Annotated in this window: 13 protein-coding genes and 1 pseudogene; 6 read left to right on the top strand and 8 right to left on the bottom strand. The window is 71.3% G+C overall.

Going from position 1 to position 17765, the window contains the following annotated elements; all coding sequences use genetic code 11:
* Window positions 1-94: 94 nt before the first annotated feature.
* Window positions 95-1282: a cytochrome P450 gene (locus ACIRPT_RS23765; protein WP_403830230.1), complete on the bottom strand. Its 1188-nt coding sequence runs from the start codon at window positions 1280-1282 to the stop codon at window positions 95-97.
* Window positions 1279-1992, bottom strand: a complete 714-nt coding sequence (locus ACIRPT_RS23760; RefSeq protein ID WP_403830227.1) for a tRNA-dependent cyclodipeptide synthase — start codon at window positions 1990-1992, stop codon at window positions 1279-1281. Before ACIRPT_RS23760 ends, ACIRPT_RS23765 begins: the two co-directional genes overlap by 4 nt.
* Before the next feature lie 1202 nt (window positions 1993-3194).
* Between ACIRPT_RS23760 and ACIRPT_RS23755 the strand changes: the two genes are divergently transcribed.
* Window positions 3195-3680, top strand: a complete 486-nt coding sequence (locus ACIRPT_RS23755; protein ID WP_403830225.1) for a hypothetical protein — start codon at window positions 3195-3197, stop codon at window positions 3678-3680.
* 402 nt (window positions 3681-4082) lie between these two features.
* Here the strand turns inward: ACIRPT_RS23755 and ACIRPT_RS23750 are convergent, their stop codons facing one another.
* The 4 genes from ACIRPT_RS23750 to ACIRPT_RS23735 form a co-directional block, all read right to left on the bottom strand.
* The gene (locus tag ACIRPT_RS23750; protein WP_403830223.1) at window positions 4083-5654 is read right to left on the bottom strand and encodes a carboxylesterase/lipase family protein; all 1572 of its coding nucleotides are present in this window, start codon (window positions 5652-5654) and stop codon (window positions 4083-4085) included.
* Window positions 5655-5781: 127 nt separating this feature from the next.
* A complete protein-coding gene (locus ACIRPT_RS23745) occupies window positions 5782-6423 on the bottom strand; it encodes a GPP34 family phosphoprotein (RefSeq protein ID WP_403830607.1) in 642 nt (213 codons plus the stop codon).
* Window positions 6424-6565: 142 nt separating this feature from the next.
* Entirely contained in the window at window positions 6566-7228 is a 663-nt protein-coding gene (locus tag ACIRPT_RS23740) for a response regulator (protein WP_403830220.1), read from the bottom strand.
* Between the two features lie 168 nt (window positions 7229-7396).
* Window positions 7397-8083, bottom strand: coding sequence for a TetR/AcrR family transcriptional regulator (locus tag ACIRPT_RS23735; protein WP_403830218.1), 687 nt, complete (start codon window positions 8081-8083; stop codon window positions 7397-7399).
* A 72-nt stretch (window positions 8084-8155) separates the two neighbouring features.
* On the opposite strand from ACIRPT_RS23735, the gene ACIRPT_RS23730 reads away from it, so the two are divergent.
* On the top strand, window positions 8156-9760 hold the full coding sequence (locus tag ACIRPT_RS23730) for an FAD-binding oxidoreductase (protein ID WP_403830215.1): 1605 nt from the start codon (window positions 8156-8158) through the stop codon (window positions 9758-9760).
* Window positions 9761-10326: 566 nt separating this feature from the next.
* Window positions 10327-11370: a PP2C family protein-serine/threonine phosphatase gene (locus ACIRPT_RS23725; protein ID WP_403830213.1), complete on the top strand. Its 1044-nt coding sequence runs from the start codon at window positions 10327-10329 to the stop codon at window positions 11368-11370.
* 244 nt (window positions 11371-11614) lie between these two features.
* On the opposite strand, the pseudogene ACIRPT_RS23720 reads toward ACIRPT_RS23725, so the two are convergent.
* Window positions 11615-11707: pseudogene (locus tag ACIRPT_RS23720) on the bottom strand (VOC family protein); the annotation flags it as partial.
* Window positions 11708-11774: 67 nt separating this feature from the next.
* Here ACIRPT_RS23720 and ACIRPT_RS23715 point away from each other — a divergent pair.
* On the top strand, window positions 11775-13241 hold the full coding sequence (locus tag ACIRPT_RS23715) for a hypothetical protein (protein WP_403830211.1): 1467 nt from the start codon (window positions 11775-11777) through the stop codon (window positions 13239-13241).
* Window positions 13242-13402: 161 nt separating this feature from the next.
* Window positions 13403-14284, top strand: a complete 882-nt coding sequence (locus tag ACIRPT_RS23710) for an NAD(P)H-binding protein (RefSeq protein WP_403830209.1) — start codon at window positions 13403-13405, stop codon at window positions 14282-14284.
* Window positions 14285-14645: 361 nt separating this feature from the next.
* Here ACIRPT_RS23710 and ACIRPT_RS23705 read toward each other — a convergent pair whose 3' ends face one another.
* Complete coding sequence (locus ACIRPT_RS23705; RefSeq protein WP_403830206.1) at window positions 14646-16022, bottom strand: MFS transporter; 1377 nt, start codon at window positions 16020-16022, stop codon at window positions 14646-14648.
* A gap of 213 nt (window positions 16023-16235) precedes the next feature.
* Between ACIRPT_RS23705 and ACIRPT_RS23700 the strand changes: the two genes are divergently transcribed.
* Window positions 16236-17720: an aldehyde dehydrogenase family protein gene (locus ACIRPT_RS23700; RefSeq protein ID WP_403830203.1), complete on the top strand. Its 1485-nt coding sequence runs from the start codon at window positions 16236-16238 to the stop codon at window positions 17718-17720.
* Window positions 17721-17765 lie beyond the last annotated feature (45 nt).

The following is a 17765-nucleotide window of genomic DNA, read 5'->3' as shown; positions in this document are numbered from 1 at the left end:
CCCCCGATACCCACAAGGGCGATGGCCCCGACCCCTCCGAGTCGGAGCCATCGTGTTGTGTGTTGGGTGCCGGCTCACGTCGGCACTTGTGTTCCTACCAGGCGACCGGCAGACGCTCGGGGATGCGCTTCATGAAGCGGGTGCGCCATACGAGCTGGTCGACGGGGACAGCCAGGTGCAGGTTGGGCACGCGGGTGGTGAGGGCCTCGATCGCTATCTCGATGTGCTTTTTCCCGAGCGGGACGGCGGGGCAGTAGTGCCCGCCGTAGCCGAACGAGAGATGAGCGGCCGCGTTGGGACGGTCGATGTCGATGGTGTGCGGGTCGGGGAAGACGCTCTCGTCGGTGTTGGCGGCCTCGACCAGGACGAGGACGAGTTCGCCCTTCTTGATCTCTGTGTCACCGAGCTGCATGTCTTCCATGGCCAGGCGGGGCAGCCCGTCGGCGATGGACAGGTTCACGCGCAGCAGCTCATCCACGGCGGCCGGAATCTTGCCGGGCTCCGCGCTCAACTGCTCCCATATCCCAGGGTTCTGGAGGAGTGTGAACACGGCCATGGTCAGCGCGCCCATGGTGGAGATGACGCCGGCGCCGAACATGGTGACGCCGACGGTGGCGAGCATCTCGTCAGTGAGGTGCGCATAGTCGGGATCACCACGGAGGGCGGCGAGTTCGGCCATGAGCCCGTCAGTGGCGGGGTCATTGAGCCGCCTGGTCATATAGGCGATGTCCCGGTCCCAGTTCAGGCGCGCCCCGGTGATGGGGCAGGCCGAGTTCATGAACGCGATGTCGAGGCTGGACGCCAACAGCGGTGCATCATCGCGAGGGATGCCGAGGATGTGGCAGTGGAGGTGCTCGGCGTAGGGGTTGGCGAACTGTCCACGCAGGTCGACCGGCGGGCCGAAGCTGAGGATGCCGTCCACGAGGTGGGCGGCGTGGTCGGTCATCCACTCCCGCAAGCCACCGGCCTTGGGGTTGATCGCTTTGAGTACGGCCTTCCGCAGACCGGCGCCGGTGATGTTGCCCATGTTGTTGACCACCTCGGGCGGGATGGTCAGCGCGTACTGCCGGGGAACGCCGGGGGCGGACGTGTCCTTGAGGCTGAAGCGCGGGTCTTCCAGCACCTGCTTGCACAGCTCGTACGAGGAGACGAGCCACGCCTCATCCCCGGCGATGGTGCGCACCCGCGTGACCGGGGTGGCGCGAAGCTGTTCGATCTCCGGTGGGAGGCGGTCGCCGCGCGGGGAGAACGGGAAGTCGATCAGGGTCGGGGCGGTCGTCACTGGTCGTGTCCTTCGGTGATGGTGCCGGCGGGGGTTATCACGGCGTGGCCCTGGTTACGTGTGGCGCGCAGGCCGTGCCCGCGTGAGTACAGGAGATCGGCCATCGGCAGTGCCTGGTGGTAGCAGTTGAGCGACGAGGGGACGCCCATGATTGCGGGGGTGTCGATGAACAGCGGCGCTTCGGCGCAGATGTAGTCGAGGCAGACCTGACGCTGACGGTCCGTGGGATGCTGCCCGTCGAGAACCTTGCTGGTGAGGAACTGGACCACGAGCTGATCACACACGTCGCGGAACGCCGGGTCGGCGGACAGCCGATCGTCGAGGCCCTCGCGTATGACCCGATAGGCGGGGAGGCCCAGCAGCGCGGACATGGGGCGGCCGCGGAGCCTGATGCCGTCCGGGTCGAGCGTGGCAACGGCCGCGGTCACCTTGGCCCGTACACCGCGCAGGTTCTTCACGGCCTTGCGCTGGGCATCGACAGTTGTATATCCGAGCGCCTCATACATGTCGGCGACATGCAGATCCGTATAGATGAGATCGACCTGACGGAAGTTCTCCAGTCCCCAGGCGGCGAGGCTGAGAACTCGTTGATGGGTGAAGTAGGAGTTCCCCGGAGAGATACCGATGACGGCGTGATCACCTTCATCGGTAATGACTTGGCAGTGCGGAGTGTACGGACGGACGTGAAAAATCTCGGTCGCTGTCGTCAAGAGACGATGTCCCTACGTGCCGCTAGTCCCTGGGAACCCCGTGTTCCCGGTGTGGCGGCGACACCGAGAACCTACCCGACTGTCGGTTCCAGATGGGGCCGAACCAGGCAGTAACTCGCAGGTCAGAGCACATAGTTGCGTTCATACGGCGTTCACAAGCGCGGCCGTTGATCGCGAACGAGGCCATCGCGAAGCTGCTCAGGCTGAAGCCTGGGGCCGGGCAGGCCCGCCATTCCCACCATTCCCCGGTCCGTTCGCCGATCCACCATTCCACCGATCCACCTATCCACTCATCCGCCTATGCCGGAACGTCCGGCGCACCATCGCGCCGAACTCGCCGAGTGACTCGCCGGACAGGCCCTAGGCGTATTGACCCGCGGCGTTGATTACCTCCGCGGGCGGGCGAGGCCGTCAGCGATGCGTCGCCTTCTTCACGAGTGTTCCGCGGGCACCGTCCTTTAGTGAGGCGATCAACGGTGCGGGTGGGGCTGCAATGTCGGCTGGGTGTCGGTCCGGGGAATCGACTGAGGCCTGTGATGCGGCGGAGGCGAAGGTGGGGACACTGGTCTACTGGACGCCGTGCCATCCGTATCGTTCCTCGCTCGATGGCATGCGGGCGTCGGAGTTGGCCGGGGTTTATGAACAGGTGACCGGGAAGCAGTGGCTTGACCGGGAAGCTGTGGCTGCAGCCGTTGGGGCTGGCGTACGCGTTGTTCGAGGTGGCGGCGCACGCCCTCGCCACGGCGGACGATCCCGAGGACCCGCAGGCGGTGGCGGCGGCCATCGGCCGGACCCGGCTGGAAACCATGGCCGGTCCGCTGGACTGGACCGCGGGGCCGGTGCCGAATGTCGCGCCGGTCCGCCTCCCCGGGGGCATCGGAAGCGAGCGAGACGGCACCCGTACGAGCTCGCGGTCGTGGCCAACTCCCGGTATCCGGACCTTCCGCGTGAGGGGTGCTTGGAGGTCCCGCGCTGGCCGGGGCCGTGGCGGGGCGTGGGTGGACATCCGTGGCTCGCCGCCCGCCCCAGGCGGGCGACCCCGTTGACGACCTGGTTGACGTCCTCGCAGGCCGCTGGTGCACTCCCTCGACTGGCACTCCCTCGACGGCATCCATCGCGGTGCCCATATCGTGGACCTTCATCTACCACGGGCGGCAGGCGCTGCCGCCCCTTGCGCAGTGCCACTACGGGGGAGCAGAGACATGCAGAGCACAAATGGCGGGGCCGCTCTCGGCATAGCCGCGGTGGTCGTCGGTCTGGTGGTACGGCGGCAGCTGCGCACCCGTCGGGTGCGGCGCAACGGCTCGCTGATCGCCCCGGCCGTCCTCGGCGTGCTGGGTGCCGTGGGGCTCACCTTCGGTGTCGCCTCGGTCGTCAAGTACCACCCGCTGACCGCGCTGTCCGTCGTCCTCCTGGTGGCAAGTCTGGCCGTCGCGGCGGGTTTTGGCGTGGTCAGGGCACGGACCGTACGGGTGTGGCACGACCCCCAGGGCGAGGTGATGCGCAAGGGGTCGGCGGCCACCACCGGGCTCTGGCTGGCCTCTGTGGGCGTACATGCCGGACTGGGCCTGTGGATCGACCACGCGGCCGGAGCCGGGATGCTGGGCACCGCTTCCTTGTACGCGTACCTGGCGATCGGCCTGGGCACGCAGAACCTCGTGGTGCGCGGGCGGGCTGCCGCACTGTGAACCCCGGCCCTGCCTGACGCGGCGTCATCAGTCCCGCTCCGGCTGCTCGGCTCAGGGCGGTTGTGCCGGGAGCGGGCGGGTGCTGCTGGTGCCGCGGTGCGAGCCGGCCGGACCGGGAGTAGTGGCCTGGCCGGGTGCTGGCGTAACTGCCTGAATTTCGTGGGGAGTTGGGGATGTTCATGGCGAACGGAACTCCCTGTCCCACCGTGGCCACCAGGTCGCGCTGCGGTGCCTCGTGCGTCGACTGCCCCACTTTGGCGCGTGCTTCGCGTTCAGGTGAAGCTTGGGGAGCACGGGTCAGGGGGTGTCTGGTGTTCCTGATGGAGGACGTCGGCGAGAGTGTGCCCCGGGCGCTCGGGGTGACGAGCCGGTTCGCCGCCTCGCGACCGCTTTCGTCGCTGGTCAGGGCAGGGCGTTCCACAGGGTGCAGTGGTGGGCGGCGGCGGTCGTGTTCGTGGGGCCGGTGTGGTCGGGGGCCAGGGATTGCACGTATCCGGCTGGCCAGATGGGGGTGTGGGGGGTGGCCGGAGTGTTGGGGTTGCCGGTGCGGGCGAAAGCGCTCCAGTAGTTGATCATGGTGTTGGCGAGGCGGTGCTGGGCGGGGGTCATGGCGCGGGGGCGGCCGCCCAGGTCGAAGAGGTACGTCAGTTCGCCGGCGTGCGGGGCACCGAGCGGGAACGGGGTGGGGGCGGGGGTGAGCGGCGGGGCGTGTTCGTCGGCGAACTCGTAGCGCCAGACCGGGGCCTGGGCCGCGAGGAACGTACCGGTTCGCAGGGTGGGGCAGGTGTAGTTGGAGTCTCCGATGACCGCGCCGAGGACCGGTCCTCCGTTCGTTTCGGTGACCGGGTAGGTGCGGGCGACGAGCGGGGCCTGGGCGGGGTCGGGGAGGAAACCGGCCACCGTCCGGGGCCAGTTGGCGGGGGTGATGCGGGTGCCGGCCTGGATGATGGCGGCGGCCCAGCCGTTGCCCTCGTCGTGGTTGGAGCCGATGAGGACGGGCACATGGTGCACGGCGCCGCGGGCGAGCGCGGTGTTCGGGTCGCGGGGCAGGAGGCCGGTGGCGTAGGCGGGCTGCTGGGAGGTGTCCTGGGCGGCGAGCAGCCTGGCGGCGCTCACCCGTCGCAGGCAGGCCACTACGTGCCGGGCGCCGCCACAGCCCACCGCCTTCGCCAGCTTCGTCCCGGTGGCGTCCGCCGCCTTGAGGGAGAGGGCGGACGGGGCGAAGGGGCGGTCGGCGCGGCCGGTGCAGGGGCCGCTCTCGATGATGGCGCGGTCGAAGAGGCCGGTGGCGGTGGGTGAGGCGAGTTGGGCGCATACGCTGAAGCCGCCCGCGGACTCGCCGGCCAGGGTGACGTTGTGCCGGTCGCCGCCGAAGGCACCGATGTTCGCCCGTACCCAGCGCAGTGCCGCCTGCTGGTCGGCGAGTCCGAAGGTGCCGGAGCCCGGAAGGCCGCGGTGGGCGAGGAAACCGAGGGCGCCGAGGCGGTAGTTGAGGGTGACCACGACGACATTTCCGCGCGTGGCGAGGCGGTGGGCGTCGTAGGAGCTGCCCGCGCCGGTCGTGAAGCCGCCGCCGTGCACCCACACGATCACGGGCCTGGGCCGGTCGGGACGGGCGGCGTCGGGGGTGGTCACGTTCAGGTAGAGGCAGTCCTCGGTGGTGCTGCCGCCGGGTATCTCGCCGGCCGGCTGCGGGCACGGGTCGGCGGGCCGGGTGGCGTCCCGCACGCCCCGCCATGGGAGTGCGGGGTGTGGTGGCGTCCAGCGCAGGGAGCCGACCGGGGGTGCGGCATACGGGATGCCGTCGAAGGTGCGGTAGCCCTCCCCCGCGGTGCCGCGCACGGCACCGGCCCGGGTGTGCACGGCGGGTACGGCGGGTACGGCGGGTACGGCGGGTACGGCGGCCTGCCGAGCTTCGGAGGTCCCCGCCTGGGCCGGCACTGCGGTGAAGGCCAGCACGGCGCACACCAGCACCGTCGTCCCTCGCGTCGTCCGTCGCCCTGGTCGCCCTGGTCGCCGTGCTCGCCCTGGTTTCATCGGTGTACGCCTTCCTGGTCGGTCGGGTGCTCGGGGTGGGGCGGGGCCGTCGGGGTGGGGCGGCTCAGCTGCCGCCCATGCCGCCCTGCGCGGCGATCATGGTGGTGCGCAGGCCGCGCACCGTCGTCTCCAGGCCCGGAGCGAGCTCACCGAGCCGGCCGGTCAGGTCGTCGATCCGCGCACGGTGCCGGCGCCGGTCCCCGCCGGACGCCACCGAGCCGAGCCGGCCGGCCGCGGCCAGTGCCACCAAGGCGGCATCCTCCAGGGCGACCTCGTGTGCCGAGGTGGCGGCGCACAGGATCGCGGTCACGTGCGCGTGCAGCGCCCGTACGGCGTCCGGGTCCGGCACGGTCGTATGCCGCCCGGACAGGACCGGGATCCGGCCCCGCTCGACGGTGAGTTGTCCGCGCGCCGCGAGCTGGTCTTCCACGGCTTGCAGGGTCTGCGTCCTGTGCCGCCGTGCCAGGTGCTTGAAGCCGTGCGGGGATGCGGCAATCTCCTCCAGCACACGGTCCAGGACCGGATCGCCCACGGGGCCGGGCCCGGTCACCCGCACCGCCCCGTCACGCTCCCTCAGATGGCCGCGCAGGGTGAGGTCGACGAGCGCGGCGATGCGGACGAGGAATCCGGTCCGGGTGCGGTCGTAGGGGCCGCGCGCCGCCTCGTCGTAGGCCAGCAGGTACATGCGGTGGGGCAGGGTATCCATCACGCTTGAGACGCTACGGCGCCTCCGCCCGCCCGTGATCGGCCTGGGGACGCACTTCGGGATGGGCCGAGAGGATCACCAGCGCGGCGCCTCCTCCTTGAGGAGGAGGGTCGTGATGGATGAGGGTCGCGAAGGAGGAGGATCACGAACCGCGGGGCCGGACGAGACCGTGGTCGTAGGCGGCGACCACCGCCTGGACGCGATCCCGCAGCCCCAGCTTGCGCAGCACCGCAGCCAGGTGCCGCTTGACCGTGGCCTCGGACAGGGACAGCCGACGGGCGATCTCCGCGTTGGACAGCGCCTGCCCGATCAGGGTGAGCACCTCGGTCTCGCGTGCGGACAAGCTGGTCAGCGCGGGCGGCGTCGTGCGCCCGTCCGGCGCGGTGCGCAGGAGCCGCTCCAGCAGGCGGCGGGTCAGGCTCGGCGCGAGCAGTGTGTCCCCGCGCACCGTGGCCCGGATCGCCGCCACGAGTTCGGCGGACTCCATCTCCTTGAGCAGGAAACCGCTGGCGCCCGCCCGCAGCGCCGCCAGCACGTGCGCGTCCTCGTCGAACGTGGTCAGCATCAACACCCGGGACGCGCTGCCGGAGGCCACGATCTGCCGGGTCGCCTCGATCCCGTTCATGCCGGGCATCCGGATGTCCATCAGCACCACGTCCGGCCGTGTGCGGCCGGTCAACTGCACCGCCTGCCGTCCGTCACCCGCCTCCCCCACCACCGCCAGGTCGTCCCAGGAATCGATCACCAGACGGAAGCCGGTGCGCAGCAGTTCTTCGTCGTCAGCCACCACGACCCGGATCGTCATGAACGGCATCCCCTCATCAGCGTTCGTAGGAACGGCCGGGTGGCCCCTCCGTCCATGATGACGTGGTCTGTGTCAGGCAGGTCCAGGCAGGTTCAGGCGAGTCCCATGGGAACGCCGGTGGAGTTGGGGGGAGAAGACGTCCGGTGCGGATCGCGCTGACCGGTACGCCTATCTCGTCGCATCTGGTGCCGGCAGGAGGTGGGGCGTCGGTCCGGCTGACGTGCTCTCGTCGCCGGTGGCGAGGAGGGTGCGGCCGGCCGCGAAGAGGCGTGCGCAGCGTTGCGCCATGGCTTCGGGTGACTGGTCGGGGTGGTTGACCCACCAGCGGACCAGGGCGGTGCACAGGCCGCGCCAGGCGTATTTGAGGGCGTCGGCGTCGAGCGGGTCGCTGGATCCGGCGCCGTGCAGGAGGTCGGCGGTGCCGATGGCGGCGAGGTCGTCGATGGCGCCGCGGTAGTACGCCGCGCGCCGGGCGGCGTCGCTGTCGGGCGGCAGTGTGGCGTCGTAGAGGACGAACCACGCCTCGCGCTGCCCTTCCAGGGCGGTGAACAGGGCGTGCAGCACGCGCAGGGAGGTGGGCGGGGCGCCGGAGGCGTGTTCGGCCATCGCGGCGCGGATGGCGTCCAGCAGCTTCTCGCCGACCGGGTTCAGGCAGGCGAGGTAGAGGTCCTGCTTGCTGCCGAAGTAGTGGTGCAGCAGTGGCTTGGTGACGCCCACGTCGGCGGCGATGGTCGCGACGGTGGTGGCCTCGTAGCCGTGGCGGCCGAACGCTTCGGTGGCCGCGGCCAGCACCTGCTGTTCGCGCGCGGCCCTGGGCACGCCCTTGGTGCCGGCCCTGGAGGGGAGCGTTGTCATGGACTCGATATTACCCTAGGGTAATTTTCCGTTGGGTAAATTACCTGCCCGGACCTCGCTGGGAGCACCCGCATGCCTGCCACCCCGTCCCACCCCGGCACCTCCCGCACCCGCTCCTGGTGGGGCTGGGGCTACGCCGACGCCCACCCCGACGACGCCGAATGCGCGGCCATGGGCGCCCTGCTGCCGGGCACCCTGGCCCGTCCGCTGCCGATACCCCGGGTCGCCGACCTGCCCATCGCCCGCCCCGGCGCGACCCCGCCGCCCACACTGGCGCACCTGGTCACCGCCGATCCCGAGGCGCGCGCCGCCCACGCCATGGGCAAGGCCTACCGTGACGTCATCCGGGCGCTGCGCGGCCGGCCCGGCCGGATCCCCGACCTGGTCGCCCGACCGACCGACGAGCAGGAGGTGGCCGACCTGCTGGACTGGGCCGGCGGGCACGACGTGGCCGTCATCCCCTTCGGTGGCGGCTCCTCGGTGGTCGGCGGCGTGGAATACCGCGGCGACGCCCACCGCGCCGTGCTGTCGCTCGACCTGACCTCGATGGACCGGGTCCTGGAGATCGAACCTGCCAGCCGCTCGGCCCGTATCCAGGCCGGCGCGCTCGGTCCCGTACTGGAGGAGCAGCTGCGGCCCCACGGCCTCACGCTGCGCCACTTCCCGCAGAGCTTCGAGTTCTCCACCCTCGGCGGCTGGCTGGCCACCCGGGCCGGAGGCCACTACGCCACCGGCCGCACCCACATCGACGACTTCGTGCAGTCCCTGCACGTGGTCACGCCCGCCGGAGCCGGCACGTCCTGGCGTCTGCCCGCGTCCGGCGCCGGACCGTCGCCCGACCGCCTGTTCCTCGGCTCCGAGGGCGCCCTCGGCGTCATCACCGAGGCGTGGATGCGCCTCCAGGAGCGCCCGCGGTACAAGGCCTCGACGTCCGTGGCGTTCGCGGACTTCCACCGGGCGCTGGACGCGGTACGTGCCATCGCCCAGTCCGACCTCGCCCCGGCCAACTGCCGCCTGCTCGATCCCGGCGAGGCACTGCTGTCCGGCGCCTCGCACGACGGCTCCGCCGTCCTCGTCCTGGGCTTCGAATCCGCCACCACCCACGTCGACGACCGCCTCACGAGCGCCCTGGACCTGGCCCGCGCCCACGGCGGCCGCGGCGGGGAGCCGACGGCGGACCGCGACGCCCCGGCCGACGCGGCCGTGAGCGCCTGGCGCTCGGCGTTCCTGCGGATGCCCTACCTACGCGACGGGCTGGCCCGTATGGGCGCCGTCGTCGAGACCTTCGAGACCGCCGCCACCTGGGACAAGATTCCCGCCCTGATCGATGCCGTCCGCACCCAGGTCGGCGCCGCCGCCCTGAAGGCCACCGGACACCCGGCCACCATCAACTGCCGCCTGACCCACGTCTACCCCGACGGCGCCGCCCCCTACTTCACCGTGGCCGTCGCCGGCCGACCCGGCGACGAGGTCGAGATCTGGGACGACATCAAGGCCGCCGCGAGCGACGTCCTGCACCGCTACCGCGCCACCATCACCCACCACCACGCCGTCGGCCGCGACCACCGCCCCGGCTATGACCTCCAGCGCCCGGAGCCCTTCGCGCTGGCACTGCGCGCCACCAAGGACGCCCTGGACCCCCATCGCATCCTCAACCCGGGCGTCCTGGTCGACTGACGAGACGGCGGCAGATGGCCGGCAGACGGCCGAGGGTAGGGTGAGCCGTCCCAACGGCCTGCCCGCCATAACCCCTTGGGCGGCGGGGTACGGATGACGAGGCCCTCCCGCCACTGGCAGCGAGCTCATTGGTGGCGATCATCGCGCCGCCGATGCCATGGCGAGCCGCTCGTGTGCGCGACGCACCACCAGGCCGTTTGGGCCCGCACGATTTCCGGTAGGAATCGTCCGCGAATTGGACCTTATGTTCGAATTTCGCGTTTCGAGATGAGGCCGCTATATCGCCGCTCCGCCGATGTCCCGCACCACCGGCCTTGAACAGCGCGGAGACGCAGAAGACCCGCCGGAGGCGGCAAGCGCATCGCCGGGGACGGCACAGGATTCCGCTGACCTTGCCGGAGTCGCACGGACAGGTGGGACACCGCCAAAGCCGGTCAGCCGGTCCGGGACAGGCCGCCGACCCCTGATCCGCCAGAGCGCTATGTCCCGTTTGCATAGATACTCTGTGAAGTGTGATCGAGTCTGGACGGCCGCGGCTCCGTCGTCGCCACGGCCGGGGGAGGCTTGTGCGGCTGTCGCCGGTCATCCTGACCGTCGTCATCGCAAGCCTGGCGTACGCCACTCCCCCGGACATGGCGTTCAGTCGCCTCCTGCCCGCGGCGCCGGCCCTCGCCGCGGCTATGTGGCCGGTGCTCCCCACCGTCCTGCTCGGGACGGTCTGCCTCTTTCTGATGATCGGCCTCAGCCTCGTCTTCCCGGGTCTGGGGACGTGGTGGACGGCCGGAGGGATCATCGCGGTCACCGTGGCGGCCGCGTACGGAAGTCATGTCCGGCTCCAGCGGGAGCGGACCCTCTTTCAGGTGCGGCTCGTCGCCGACGCGGCGCAGCAGGTGGTGCTGAGTCCGATGCCGCGCCGGTTCGGGAGCATCGAGATCGAGTCGCTGTATCTCGCGGCCGCGGCGGAGGCCCGTATCGGTGGGGACTTCTACGAGGTGGTCGACACGCGATACGGGGTCAGGCTGCTCATCGGTGATGTGCGGGGCAAGGGCCTGCCGGCAGTGGGGGCGGCCGCGGCCATCGTCAACTCCTTCCGCGAGGCGGCCTACGGCGAGGCCGACATGGCCGGCGTCGCGCGCCGGCTGGACGCCAGCAGCACCCGTTACAACGCCGCTTTTCCCCCCGAGGGGCCGATGGAGCGCTTCGCCACCGCCCTTCTCGTCGAGATCCCGCACGGGGGCAGACACATCGAGATCCTCAACTGCGGACACCCCCCGCCGCTGCTCCTGAACCGCGGGGAACTCCGCGCCCTCGAGCCCAGCACCCCCTCGCCGCTGCTCAACCTCGCGGACTTGATCGGCGATCACTACAACATCGACACCTTCGACTTCGCCCCCGGTGACACGCTGCTTCTCTATACCGACGGGGTCGCCGAGGCCCGCGCCCGCGACGGCGGGTTCTTCCCGCTGGCGGCCTGGATGCGCCGACAGCCTCCGGCACCGCCCCGCGAGCTGCTCACGGCTCTGCACCGCGACCTCCTCCACTACAGCAGAGGACGCCTGGACGACGACATCGCCGCCCTCGCCGTGCGCCTGTGTGAACCCTCGGAGTAGACCCGGCCCGGATCGCGGCCACGTCGGGAAGGTTGAGTGGACGCGGTACCTGGTCGCCGGGGGTCGCGGTGGGGTGGGGGAGCTCGCGGGTGTGGACGCGGTCTCCGGTCCGGCCGGCGCAGGTCACCGGCGCGGCCGCCCGCATGATTCTTTGGGTGGACGGTCCCTTCGGCGGGCTTCAGGCGAGCGGCTCGGCCAGTCCGGCGATGATGCCCTCGGGGCCGCGGACGTAACAGAGCCGTTAGCTGTCCTCGTACCGCTCCAGCTCGCCGACGAGTTCGGCGCCGTGGGTGCGCAGTCGGGCAATGACGTCCTCGATGCCGTCGACGGCGAACATGGTGGGTCACTCAGGAGTGCCACCGACGGCGGTTGTTCCTGCCGGAGACCCGTTAGGGTTCGACCGTATGACCGACCGCGTTCTGGAACTCTTGCGCACCCGCCCTGAACTGGCCGAACTGGCGGCGTTCCCGTTCGACTTCGATGTCAGCCGGGCGTACCACGTCGAGGAGGTGCACCTGGCGTCCGGCGCGACTCTGGAGCCGATCGCCGGCGACGACACCGGCGGCACGTACTTCCTGTGCGGGGGAACGGCCGTGCTCCACGCGTCGTCCGAGGGGGACGCCGTGCTGCTCGCCGACAGTGTTGGCGAGGCGCTCGAGATGCTCGTCCGGCTGCCCGGCTGGTGCGAGAACGTCTCCGCCGAGCTCGACGAGGAGGCCCTGCGGGCCGCGGTGCGTGCGGCGGACGACGCGGCTCGGGAGGAGTTCGCCCCCGAACTGGACGCGCAGCGCGCGGCGTTGATCAGCGGTCTGGACCTGCCGGACCGGCCGCTGACCGAGCTCTTCGCCATGGCGGAGTCGGCCGCCGGGCGCACCGAGCCGGACCATGTCCTGCTCAACTCCCACGAGCTTTGTGCCTATCGGCTGGACGAGTCCTACCGGCAGCCGCTGCGCGACGTCGTCCTCGCCCCGGGACGGGAGGCGCTGCGGCGGATGCGCTCCGGCGACCTCGGCGCGTGGGACGAGGCGGCAGCGGATCCGGTGTTGCGTGCGGGGGTGCTGCGGGCGGCATGGTACGACCGCCGTGACGGCGACCTGGAGCTGCTGCGATTCCTGCTGGAGCACGAGAGTGCCGCGCGGACCGAGTGGTTCGAGGAGCGGCGGCTGGCCGCGGTGCTGGTGGCGTTGCACGGGCAGGAAGGGGACGTTCCGCTGCTGCGGTCGGCCACCTCCGGGCAGGTCACCGACAGTGCCGGGGCCGTGGCGTGGGCCCGCGCCGAGGAGGCGAAGCGGCACGGGCGGGACGGGGCTGCGGAGAGCGAGTTCACCTGGATCGAGCTGGCCCACCGGCAGGGCCGCGTCGAGCACGCCCGGGTCGGGCTCATCCGCATGCTGGACGACACGGGCCCGGACGCGGGACGGCTCCGGGAGCTGAGCCGCGCGCTGGAGCGCATCGGCGACTACGCTCAGGCGGCCCGCGCCCAGTTCAACCTCCTCTCACTTCAGGACACGGCATGGGACCGGGCGTCGCATGCGTACGTCCTCGCCCGCCTGGAGCGCCGCAAGGGCGACCTCCTGGCAGCGGGGCGGGCACTGGAGCGGGCACGGGCGGCGGTCGGCGCCGATGGCACCACACCGGACGGAACGGCTCCGCAGTGGCACCGCCGGGGGCTCGGCCGACTGATCACGGAGCAGCATTTGGAGCTGACGCTCGCCGCCGTCGAGGCGGGTGACGCCGAACTCGCGCAGGCGACGATGGCGCACGGCAGGCTCCTGCTGGACACGATCGGCAAGGAGTCGGCGAAGGCCCTCAGCCGACTGTCCACGCGGGCGAAATGGGCGGTGGCCGGGCTGCGCCCGCCTGGCGCCTGACCCCCGCGACCGGACCGCTGTCCCTGAGGATCACCGGTCCCGGTGCCTTTCCGCTCGCCCCCGTCGGGTCGAGGTCCCCCCCTCAGTCTCCGGGAGAGGCGGACAGGCTCCGGCCTCCTTTGCTCCTAGCCTGCACAGGGAATGCGGGAAGGAGAGGAAATATGCAGATCGCTGTGACCACCCCGACCGGCAACGTCGGCCGCCACGTGGTTGCCACGCTGGTCCGCGCCGGGGTCCGGCCGCGCGTATTGCTGCGCGAGCCCGCCCGGCTGGCCCCCGAGATGCAGGACGAGGTGGATGCCGTGCGGGTCGACCAGTACGATGCCGACGCCGTGGCGGCCGCCACCGAAGACGTGGACGCATTGTTCTGGGTGGACCCGACCACCGGCAGCGAGGACCCGCTCGCCGACTACGCCCGCGCCACCGGCAGCGTGGTCCGCGCCGTCGCCGACAACCGGATCGGCCGCGTCGTCTTCCAAAGCAGCGTCGGCGCCGAGAAACGTCACGGCGCCGGCGAGATCGACGGCCTGGCGCATACCGAAACCGCCTTGGATGGCCTGGGCGTGGACGTCACCCACCTCCGCTGCGGCTACTTCTTCACCAATCTCGAACTGCAGCTCGACGCCCTGCGAGCCGGCACCCTCCAGGTGATCCTTCCGCTCGACCAGCCCATGGCCTGGGTGGCGCCCCGTGACATCGCCGAGGTCGCCGCCACCCGTCTGCTCTCCCGTTCCTGGTCCGGACGCTGCGTACAAGCGGTTCACGGACCCGCCGACCTCACCTGGCGAGGGGTCGCCGACATCCTCACCGCCGCCACCGGCCGGCAGATCGGCGTCGAACGGATCACGGACGACGCCATGCGCACCCGGCTCCACCAGGCCGGGATGACCGACGGGCTGGTCGAGGCCGTGCTCGGCATGTCGACCGGCCTGCGCGAGAACTTCGTGCCCGAACAGCGCCGCACCGTCCGGACCACCACCCCGACCACCCTCGCCGCCTGGGCCTACGACCATCTTCGGCACCGGATCGTCGGCGCGTCGTAGGTATCCGGTCAGGCCGCTCCCTGAACTTGAGCCGCCCCGCCGCTTCTGTGGTCAGCGGTTGCCCCTGGCCCGGGTGGTTCCGGCTCGACGATCACGCGTCTGCGGTCCGTGGGGTCCGCGGCGCGGCGCGCGTACCCGGCGCGCTCGAGGCGGTCGATCAGCCTCCAGACGTACACCTTGGTGCGCCGGGGCGACGGGAAGTGGAGGATCGCGGCGTTCCACAACACCAAGCGCAGGCCGCTGAGGGAATCCCTCTCCTACAGGTTCGCCCCGGGCCTCGTCCCGGCCGCCGAGAAGTGACCTCCGACAACCCGCCCCACGGCTGAGCCCGGGGCGGGCGGCGCCGGTGGCGAGGAGCGGGTCAGGAGTTGAGTTCCTCCAGTGTGCGGCCCTTCGTTTCGACGGCGAACAGCGCGATGACCGCGCCCACCGCCGCCACGCACGCCAGCTGGGTGAAGACCAGCGTCAGGCTGCCGCCCGCCGACAGGATCGCGCCGACGACGATGGGGCCGAGGATGACGCCCGCCCGGTTCCACAGTCCGCCGAAGGCCGCGCCCTTGGCGCGGTTGCGCGTCGGGTACAGCTCGGGGGAATAGAGGTAGAGCCCGGCGTTGATCGCGTAGACGAAGAAGGTCGTACAGGACGCGAATACCGCGACCTGGCCGCCGGAGGCGGCTCCGGCCAGCGCGAGGGTGCCCACGGCCAGGGCCGTGCCGCCGAACGCGACCACCATGGCGGGACGCCGGCCGACCCGGTCGATCACGAGCGCGACCGCCAGCGTGCCGAGCAGGCCGGTGATGTTGCTGAGCAGCGTGTAGACCAGCGCGGTGGTCAGGTCCAGGCCGAAGTTCTTGGTGTAGAGGGACGGCAGCCAGGTGGAGATGCCGTGGTTGACGTAGTACGCGACGAACCAGAGGCCGGAGACGACCGCGGTGCGGCGCAGATAGCGTCCGCGGAACAGTTCCCGCAGGCGCCCCTGGGAGCTGTCCGGGACCGCGGTGGTGGCGGCCGGCTCCGGCAGCGGGGCGGCGGTGGAACGCGCCACCTCCGCCTCGATCCCCGCGAGGACCCGCTCGGCCTCCTCCGTCCGCCCGCGCGCCAGCAGCCAGCGCGGCGACTCGGCGACGTGCCGTGGGAGGGCGGCGGCGATCAGTACGGGCAGCGCGCCGGCCACGAACATCGCCCGCCAGCCGAGATGGGGTACCACCCACACGGCGATCAGGCTCGCGGCCGCCAGACCGGCGGGAAAGATCATCTCGTAGAGCAGCACGAAACGGCCGCGGCGGTCCGAGCGCGCGATCTCGTTGATGTAGGTGGCGGCGACGGGGACGACGCCGCCGATGCCCAGGCCCTGGAGGAACCGGAAGAGCGCGAACATCTCGATGCCGTTCGCGAGGGCGACACCAAGGCTGGCGAGCCCGGTGACGGCGACCCCGAGGGCGACGGTGCGCACCCGGCCGATCCGGTCGCCCAGCGATCCGGCACCCAGGGCGCCCAGGAGCATTCCGATCGAGGCGGCGGTCACCGCGAAGGTGGCCTGCCCCGTCGTGAGGTGCCAGTCCCGTACGAGGACGGGGAGTGCGGAGGCGGCCAGCAGCTGATCGAACGCCTCGAAAAAGGTGACGGTGCCGATCAGGAAGCGGACCTTGACGTGCCAGCGGGAGTGCGGCAGTCGTTCGAGCCTTGCGGCGATTGATCCTGCTGATCCCGCGGCGGGCCGTCCGGCCACAGTCGTCATGAAGATTCCTTCCGCGAACAGAGAAGTTGCGGAGACAGTAGGAAGGCGTTAGCTAAGCGGTCAATAGTTAATGGCAAAGATAATTTTCCGCGCCGCAGGTCTTGCCCCCGAGATAGTTAAGCCCTTAGATATCTACCACTCGGGGTCGCAGCCGCTCAGCGCGGCGAGCGCTCGGAGTCACACTCATCCGCTGACCGGTCCGGGAGGTCCGTCGTGCCTCGATTCTCCACCGACATCCTGATCGGAGGGCAGTGGCGCCCCGGCGCGGGTGCCCCGTTCGAGACCGCGGACCCGGCCACCGGCCAGGTTCTCGCCACCCTCCGGGCGGCCTCGGTGGAAGAGGTGGACGAAGCGGCCCGGGCCGGCGCGCGGGCCGCCGCCGACCCGGCCTGGCGCGACCTTGTGCCCCATCGGCGCGCCCGGCTGCTGTACCGCGTCGCCGAGCTGATCGAGGACGCCGCGGACGAGCTGTCCGCCGTCCAGACCGCCGACACCGGCAAGACCCGCACCGAGACGAAGGCCCTCGCGCTGAGCGCCGCCGCGACCTTCCGCTACACCGCGGCCTCGCTGGAGACGGCCGAGGATGCGCTCACCCCGTCACGCGGCGCCTACGTCACCATGAGCGTGTACGAGCCGATCGGCGTCGTCGCGGCCATCAACCCGTGGAACTCCCCCGTCGCCAGCGACGCGCAGAAGCTCGCCCCCGCGCTCGCGGCCGGGAACGCCGTTCTCCTCAAGCCCGCCGCCTGGACGCCGCTGGTTTCCCTCGTCCTCGGACGGCTGATCACCCGCGCGCTGGACGAACTGGGCCTGCCGACCGCGCTGTTGTCGGTGCTGCCGGGCAGCGGCCGGGTGATCGGCGAGGCGATCGCCGCCCACCCCCTGGTCGGCCGGATCGGCTTCACCGGCGGGACGGCCACCGGCCGGACCGTCGCCGCGGCCGCCGCGGCCAAGCTGATCCCCGCCTCGCTCGAACTGGGCGGCAAGTCACCCACCATCGTGCGGGCGGACGCGGACATCGAACAGGCCCTGGCGGGCGTGATGTTCGGGATCTTCTCCTCCAGCGGGCAGTCCTGCATCGCCGGGTCGCGGCTGTTCGTCGCACGCGGTATCTATGACCGGTTCGTCGGTGAACTCGTGGAACGAGTACGCAAGTTGCGCGTCGGTCCCGGTACCGACCCCGGCACCCAGGTCGGCCCGCTCGTCCACCACCGGCACCGGGATGCCGTCGCCGCGTATGTGGACCTCGCCCGCGAGGAGGGCGGCCGGATCCTGTGCGGCGGCGGCGCGCCCGAGGGCGACGCGTACGAGGACGGCGCCTACTACCTGCCCACGGTCATCGACCGGCTCCCCAACACCGCCCGGGTGTGCCAGGAGGAGATCTTCGGTCCCGTGCTGATCGCCCTGCCCTACGACGACGAGGACGACCTGGTGCACCAGGCCAACGATTCGGTGTACGGCCTGGCGTGCGGCATCTGGACCCGCGACCACCGGGCGGCGTGGCGGCTGGCGCGCCGCATCGACGCGGGCACGGTCTGGATCAACACCTACAAGCAGTTCAGCATCGCCACCCCCTTCAGCGGAATGAAGGACAGCGGCCTGGGCACCGAGAAGGGCCGCGACGCGATCCGCGCCTATCAGCGGCAGAAGTCCCTGTACTGGGGCACCTCCGACGCGCCCCTGCCGTGGGCCGGATAGGCCCCGCGCCCCCGCCCGCCCTCGCGGGTCCCACCCCCTCCCCCT

Source organism: Streptomyces sp. NPDC101227, assembly GCF_044767545.1.
Taxonomy (GTDB): domain Bacteria; phylum Actinomycetota; class Actinomycetes; order Streptomycetales; family Streptomycetaceae; genus Streptomyces.
The sequence above is the reverse complement of the archived record's forward strand: the minus strand, read 5'-3'. Positions and strand labels throughout refer to the sequence as shown.